We start from the raw sequence: 6,967 nt of genomic DNA on the forward strand, positions 1-6,967 counted from the left end.
GTTGATCTGAACAGTCGAGTTTTATTTGGTTCGGATACTCAGTTGCGACAACGACAACGACAACGACAACGAAAATGGCGCTATCGGCAGTCCCTAGTGGAATTATTTAACTAGTTAGTGAATCGTTCGTTAGAGGGTACCGAAAAAAACGGCAAGTGTGCTCTGATGTGTTCCAATCTCCGCCCATCGCTGGCGGGTTACATCGGTCCATAGTATCGTTTTAGCCATTGTGACAGGCCATCCAATCCGGGAAACAACATACGCTCGGTAACGTTATCCTGATCAAGTTTGTCTCGCACTTCCCACTTAAAGTTCTTTCGGGATGATGACCCGGTCATACAACTCTGGATGAACTCTCAGAAAATCACTTAGAACCAGACGCGCCCCAGGCATTATCGTCATTAATGCCCATTGATAAAGACTGGTTTCAAGTCCCCAACTGCCGTCGGCGACGCCGCGGTATGCATAATCCGACCGATACCGTTTATGAGTCTCAGGATTTCTGGAGACGTCATACAAGACCGCTTGCAGTTCTCAGCTACCAACACGAATGTCGTCCATCGGTTGCTCCACATGCCTGGTCTAACTGCCGGCCGCTGAGGGGTCGTTGGCCGCCCTATGTTACGCCCTTTCAGGGCTGGAATTACTGATCTGCCTATCCCAGGGCGTTGCCCTGGGCTGGTATGTTGTGCCCCGTTGGGGCTCGGACAGCCGCGGATGCGAGGTCCCGGCCAGTCCCTCTGAAGCCTAGCGCCGATCCTCATCCATGCTTCTTCCTAAATTACAGTTCTGAGAAATCGCCCAGCGGGCGATTTCTCAGAAAGGCATGGTCAGGCCGCGCGCCGCCTTCTCCATCAGCCGCCGGAACAGCGCCTGAATCTTCTCCAGCGCCTCCGCGTCATCGCCCTCGAAGCGGAAGGTCAGTTTCGGCTCGGTATTGGAGGCGCGCACCACGCCGAAGCCGCGGTCGAATTCGGCGCGCAGGCCATCGATCCGGATCACCTCCACCCCTTCGAGCCGGCTGGCCAACTGCATCACCGCGCGCATGATGCGCGCCGGCTCGCCTTCGGCCAGCGGCAGTGCCAGTTCCGGGGTGGCCAGTCCGCCGGGCAGCGCGCCGAAGACCTCACTGCTCGGTCGCGGGTCCTGCGACAAGACCTCCAGCAGTCGTGCCCCGGCGTAGATCGCGTCGTCGAAGCCGAACCAGCGCTCCTTGTAGACGAAGTGGCCGCTGAACTCGCCCCCAATCAGGGCCGTGCTCTCGCGCAGCTTGGCCTTGAGCGGGGCATGTCCGCAGCGCCACATGATCGGCCGCCCGCCCGTCTGACGGATCTCGTCGGCCAGGTGGCGGGAACATTTGACATCGAAAATGACGTCGGTGCCCGGATGGCGGGACAAGACATCGGCGGCGAGAAGCATCAGGACCCGATCCGCGGCGATGAAGCGGCCCTGGGAGTCGACCACGCCCAGGCGGTCGCCGTCGCTGTCGAAGGCGAGGCCCAGGTCCGCCTCCTGGTTGACGACCAGGTCCCCAAGATCGCGTGTGCACTCGGGGGCCGCCGGGTCCGCGAGGCGTGCGGGCAGGCCCGCCTCCAGGTCGCAGTTGAGTTCAATGACGTCACAGCCCAGGGCGCGGTAAAGCGCCGGGGCCACCGTGGACGCCGTGGCGTTGCCGCAGTCGATGACCACCTTGAGGCGGCGAGCCAGGGCGACGTCTCGCTCGATATAGTCGCGGTAACTCGGGATGATGTCCGCCGTTTGGTAGCCGCCGCGGCCAGCGGCGACCGCACCCACCAGGATGCGCTGCCGGAGCCCTTGAATCTCGTCGGATTGTGCGCTCAGGCCGTGGAAAACCACCTTGACGCCATTGTAGTCGCTTGGATTATGACTGGCGGTGACCATCGCGCCGCTGCTGACGGTCGGCTGGCAGCAGGCGAAGTAGATCAGCGGGGTCGGGACCAGGCCCAGGTCCGTCACGTTTGGCCCGGCGGACCGGATGCCGTCCACCAGCGCTGCGGCGAGGGCGGGGCTCGTGGTGCGGCAGTCGTGCCCGATCATCAACTCGCGGTCGCCGTGCTCCAAGGCCTCGCTGCCGATCGCCTGGCCGATGGCGTGCATGGCCTCGGGCGTCAACTGGCCTTCGACCAAGCCGCGGATGTCATTGGCGCGAAAGACCTCGGCGGGAATGTCGGCAAGCGGGTTACCGTAAGACTCGAGCCCCGCCGCGAGCGCCTCCAGGGGGTCTTGCACCGGGGTGGCAAGGGCGGCGGCAGTGGCCTCTTCAAGCGGTTCGGAGTAAGGGTCGAGGCCCTCCGGCAGGTCGATCTCCGCCACCTCGATGCTGGATGAGCTCAGCGCCGAGGTCGGGCTCGGGCTGTCGTCCAAGGCGGCGGAGGCGCTGGCCGACTCCTGCGCTTCGATCGGCACCGGGGGCGCGGCGTTCCCGCGCAGCGGGGCGCGGGTCGGCTGCAGACCGCGCAAGAGGGCGAGGGTCTCTTGATGGGCGTCCTGGACCTCGCTGATCCGCGAGCGGATGCGCCGCAATGGGCGGCGGTGCACGGCGTCCTCGATGAGGATCGTGAAGCCCTTGCAGTCCAAGAGCAAGGCCCGACGTTGGGCGGCATAGCCGAGCATCAGCACGCCGGCGATGCTTCCCAGCAGCACCAGGTACAGGGCCCCGACCGCTCCCAGCAGCCAGGGGTCCAGGCCGCCGGAACTGTCCAGCCAGGCGGCGACGCGCAGGCGGGTGCCGGCAATCGGGGCGGAGTGGTCGGGCGGCCTGGTGGGTGCGGTGGCGCCGCCCAGATTGGCCGCGGTGTCCCCCACGACTTGCTGGTAGAGGACCAGGCCATGCCCCGTAGCCGCTTTGAGCGTGCTTGGCAGCAGTGTCATCGGGAGGGCCCCATGGACAACCCCGACCGTGCGCTCCCCGGATTCATCGAGCACCGGTATTGCCATGGCCAGATGCATATCGGGTTGGCCCACCTTGTGGACCTCGATCAGGGTCGCGGCGCGGTCTTGGGCAGCCTTGCGGGCCAGGTCCAGCCCCGCGTAGCTCATGAACGGGATACCCTCGACTGAACTGGTCTGCTCCGGCGCAAACAGGTGGATGCTGAGCGCCCCGGGCAGGGTCCGCAGCAACGCCTCCTCCTCTTGATGCAGTGCCTCGGGGTTGCCGGCCTTGCGAAAGGCTGCGCGCAGGTTCGGGTCGGTCCGCCAGGTGTCGACCTGGCTGCGGATGCGTGCCATCGCAGCCGTCACCTGCTCGGCCAGCGCGTCCGTGGCCTTCTCCAGGTCACGCCGGTCGCTTGCGCTCTCGCGGGCGACCCACAGGTACAGCAGCAGGCCGACGACCAGCAGCAACACCAGGGCGATGCCGACAAAGCTCTGGACCCAGAATCCCTTGAGTCCTGAGGTATGATCGCCGTCTGCTGCCTTACGCCGTGTGTCCTCGCTCCGTCCAGATGCCATGCCGTGCCTCCTCACCGCGCGACTTGATGGTGTCGATGTCGAAACAGCCCCCGGACCCGCCGGCGCCCGTTCACTTGAGTCCCGTGTGACCAAACCCGCCGGCCCCCCGCGCCGACGCGGCGAAATCAGTGACCAGGGCCAATTGGGCATGGAGCACCGGGACCAGGACCAGTTGGGCAATCCGCTCGCCGACCGCGACCAGGTAGGGTTCGGCGCCTCGGTTCCAGCAGGACACCAGCAGTTGCCCCTGATAGTCCGCGTCGATCAACCCGACCAGGTTGCCCAGTACGATCCCGTGGCGGTGCCCCAGTCCGGAGCGCGGCAGGATCAGACCGGCCACCCCCGGGGCCGCGATATGGATCGCCATCCCGGTCGGGATCAGCTCGCAGGCGCCCGGCTGCAATGCCAGCGGGAGATCGATCATGGCGCGCAGGTCGAGCCCGGCGGCACCGGTGCTGGCATAGTGGGGCAGAGCAAACTCGGTGCCCAGGCGGGGGTCCAGGATCCTGACCTCAAGGCGATGCAACATAGCGCTCGGCAATCAATTGGGCCAGTTCCCCGGCGAGCCGGGTCTTGGGCATCATGGGAAAGTCCCGCCGGCCGTCGGCCCACAGCACGATCAGCGCGTTCTCGTCGCGCTCGAAGCCGCCCTGTTCGGCGCCGACCTGGTTGGCGGCGATCATGCATAGCCCTTTGGCGAGTAACTTGGTGCGCGCCTGCTCCTCCACTCGCTCGGTCTCGGCGGCAAAGCCGACCGTGAAGGGCGGGTCCGGCAAGCCCGCGACCGCGGCCAGGATATCCGGGTTGCGCACCAAGTGCACGATCAGTTGCGTATCCGTTTTCTTGATTTTGTGCGCGACGGGTGCCGCGGGCCGGTAGTCCGCCACCGCCGCCGCGGCGACGAACAGGTCCGCCGCGCCGACGCGCCCCATCACCGCGGCGTGCATCTCGGCGGCCGTTTCCACGTCGATGCGCGTGACCCCCGCCGGGGTGGCCAGGGCCGTGGGGCCGCTGACCATGGTCACGACGGCACCCAACCCCGCCAGGGCCGCGGCTACCGCATAGCCCATGCGCCCCGAGCTGCGGTTGCCCAGATAGCGCACCGGGTCCAGGGGTTCCCTGGTGGGGCCGGCCGTGACCAGCGCCCGGACCCCCACGAGCGGACCCGGGCCGGACGGGCTCTGCGGATCGCCGCCAGCCCCGGCACCGGCCGCGGGTCGGTCGGCGAGCAGGGCCTCGACGATCTGCATGGGCTCCAGCATACGTCCGGGGCCCAGGTCGCCGCACGCCTGGCTGCCCTGTGCCGGACCCAGAATACGCACGCCGCGGCCGCGCAAGCGCGCCAGGTTCTCCTGGGTCGCGGGGTGACGCCACATCTGTTGATTCATCGCCGGGGCCAGGTAGAGCGGGGCCGCCGTGGCGAGCACCAGGGTGGTCGGCAGGTCGTCCGCCAGGCCGGCGGCGAGGCGGGCGATCAGGTCTGCGGTGGCGGGTGCCATCAGCACCAGGTCCGCCCAGCGTGCCAGTTCAATGTGGCCCATGCCGGCCTCGGCCGCCGGGTCGAGCAGGCCAGTGCGCACCGGGTGGCCCGAGAGTGCCTGGAAGGTCAGCGGGCTGACGAAGGCGGTGGCCGCGGCCGTCATCACCACCCGGACCGCGCAGCCGCGCTCACGCAGGCGGCGCACCAGGTCCGCCGCCTTGTAGGCGGCGATCCCGCCGCTGACGCCGAGCAAAACCTGCACGTCGGGTATTGGAGCCATCGCGGATGTGACTTGGGCCTTGGGCTTGAACTGGTCGAAAGTGTACCCGATTAACCCTTGCCTCGTCGCGATCCACCCGGTGATCGCACGCGTACCCGCGACGACCGCGGAGTCTGTACGGATTGGGACTGATGTTCCGTGAGCAATTCGCACTTTTTCAAACAGGCTCGCCGGTCTGAGGCAAACTCTCGCTAACGTTGGCTGGTACGACACTTAGGAGGCGCCATGGCGATCACTGATTGGCCCGCGGACGAGCGTCCGCGGGAGAAACTCCTGGACCAGGGGGCCGCGTCGCTGTCCAACGCCGAATTGCTGGCCATCTTCCTGCGCACCGGGATCCCGGGCAAGAGCGCGGTTGATCTGGCACGGGATCTCCTCACGACCTTCGCTGGGCTGCCCGGCCTGATGGCGGCGGACGAGCGGCGGTTCTGCGCCGTCAAGGGTCTGGGCCGGGCCAAGTACGCCCAGCTCCAAGCGGTCCTGGAGCTCAGTCGCCGCTATCTGCTGACCCGCGTCGCCGACCAGGACGTTCTGACCAGCCCGGAGGCCACCCGTGACTTTCTGAAGCTCAAGCTCTACGGATTGCCCTACGAGGTCTTTGCCTGCCTGTTCCTGGACAATCGCCACCGGGTGATCCGCTACGAGGAGCTGTTTCAGGGCACGATCGACGGCTCGAGCGTCCACCCCCGCGAGGTGGTGCGCCGGGTGATCGAGACCAATGCCGCCGCGGTGATCTTCGCCCACAACCACCCATCCGGGGTGGCGGAGCCCAGCCAGGCGGATTTGCGCATTACGCAGCGGCTCAAGGACGCGCTCGCCCTGATCGAGGTGCGGGTGCTCGATCACCTCATCATCGGCGAGGGGCCGGGGACCTCGCTGGCGGAGCGGGGGCTGCTGTGACAAAGGAGCCGGGGCGTCCCGCCCCGGTGCTCCGCGGCGGCGGCGGCGCGCAGTGACTCCGCCCGCGCCGCCGCTTGCGTCCCGCCCGAGGCCCGTGGTAGCCTTCCGCTTCTTTTTTGGGCCCCGATGCGTTGCCGGTCCCAGCCATTTTTTCTTTCTCTAAGGATCTCTGCCATGTCTCGGGTATGTCAGGTCACCGGTAAGGGGCCGATGAGCGGTCACAATGTGTCGCACGCGAACAACAAGACCAAGCGCCGTTTTCTGCCCAACCTGCACTATCACAGGTATTGGGTCGAAAGTGAAAAGCGTTGGGTGCGGCTGCGCCTGTCCACCAGCGGGATGCGGCTGATCGATAAGCAAGGCATCGACATGGTCATTCGCGACCTGCGTGCCCGTGGTCAACAGGTTTAAGGGGAAGGTCCATGGCCAAGGCAGCACGTGAAAAGATCCGGCTCAATTCCAGCGCCGGTACCGGTCACTTCTATACGACCACCAAGAACAAGCGCAATCAGCCGGGGAAGATGGAGATCAAGAAGTTCGATCCTGTCGTCCGCCAGCACGTCATGTACAAGGAAGGCAAGATCAAGTAGTGCCCGGCGCACCGAAAAAAGCCCGCAGTAGCGGGCTTTTTTTTGTTCGTTTCCTCCCCTTTCTCAGTCCTCCGGGTCGGGTCGGGAGTTGCGCTTCGCGGTATTGGTAACGAGTCGAGAACAAGCTAAACACAAGCGTTGTCGTTGTCGTTGTCGTAATCGTAATCGAACTCGTAGAAGCGATGGACTTTGGGGTGCGAGAGCATCCGTGGCGCTACGATAACCCGACAACGACAACGACAACGA

Annotated in this window: 6 protein-coding genes; 3 read left to right on the forward strand and 3 right to left on the reverse strand. The window is 65.7% G+C overall.

Translation table 11 applies throughout. From position 1 onward, the window contains the following. Window positions 1-816: 816 nt before the first annotated feature. The 3 genes from QZY48_RS24185 to coaBC form a co-directional block, all read right to left on the reverse strand. Window positions 817-3,471: a phosphomannomutase/phosphoglucomutase gene (locus QZY48_RS24185; protein WP_295435886.1), complete on the reverse strand. Its 2,655-nt coding sequence runs from the start codon at window positions 3,469-3,471 to the stop codon at window positions 817-819. 70 nt (window positions 3,472-3,541) lie between these two features. Then, window positions 3,542-4,000, reverse strand: coding sequence for a dUTP diphosphatase (dut, locus tag QZY48_RS24190; RefSeq protein WP_295435888.1), 459 nt, complete (start codon window positions 3,998-4,000; stop codon window positions 3,542-3,544). After that, window positions 3,984-5,231 (reverse strand): bifunctional phosphopantothenoylcysteine decarboxylase/phosphopantothenate--cysteine ligase CoaBC, encoded by a 1,248-nt coding sequence (gene coaBC / locus QZY48_RS24195; RefSeq protein ID WP_295435890.1) that lies wholly within the window; start codon window positions 5,229-5,231, stop codon window positions 3,984-3,986. The genes dut and coaBC overlap by 17 nt, the downstream gene beginning before the upstream one ends. A gap of 225 nt (window positions 5,232-5,456) precedes the next feature. On the opposite strand from coaBC, the gene radC reads away from it, so the two are divergent. The 3 genes from radC (at window position 5,457) to rpmG (ending at window position 6,721) form a co-directional block, all read left to right on the forward strand. Further along, window positions 5,457-6,131 carry a DNA repair protein RadC gene (gene radC, locus QZY48_RS24200; RefSeq protein WP_295435892.1) on the forward strand — a complete coding sequence of 225 codons (675 nt, stop codon included), beginning with the start codon at window positions 5,457-5,459 and terminating at the stop codon, window positions 6,129-6,131. Between the two features lie 174 nt (window positions 6,132-6,305). After that, entirely contained in the window at window positions 6,306-6,542 is a 237-nt protein-coding gene (rpmB, locus tag QZY48_RS24205; protein WP_100920795.1) for a 50S ribosomal protein L28, read from the forward strand. An 11-nt stretch (window positions 6,543-6,553) separates the two neighbouring features. After that, a complete protein-coding gene (gene rpmG / locus QZY48_RS24210) occupies window positions 6,554-6,721 on the forward strand; it encodes a 50S ribosomal protein L33 (protein WP_005222974.1) in 168 nt (55 codons plus the stop codon). Window positions 6,722-6,967 lie beyond the last annotated feature (246 nt).

The sequence above is a fragment of the uncultured Thiodictyon sp. genome, assembly GCF_903828115.1.
In the GTDB taxonomy this organism is placed as follows: Bacteria; Pseudomonadota; Gammaproteobacteria; order Chromatiales; family Chromatiaceae; genus Thiodictyon.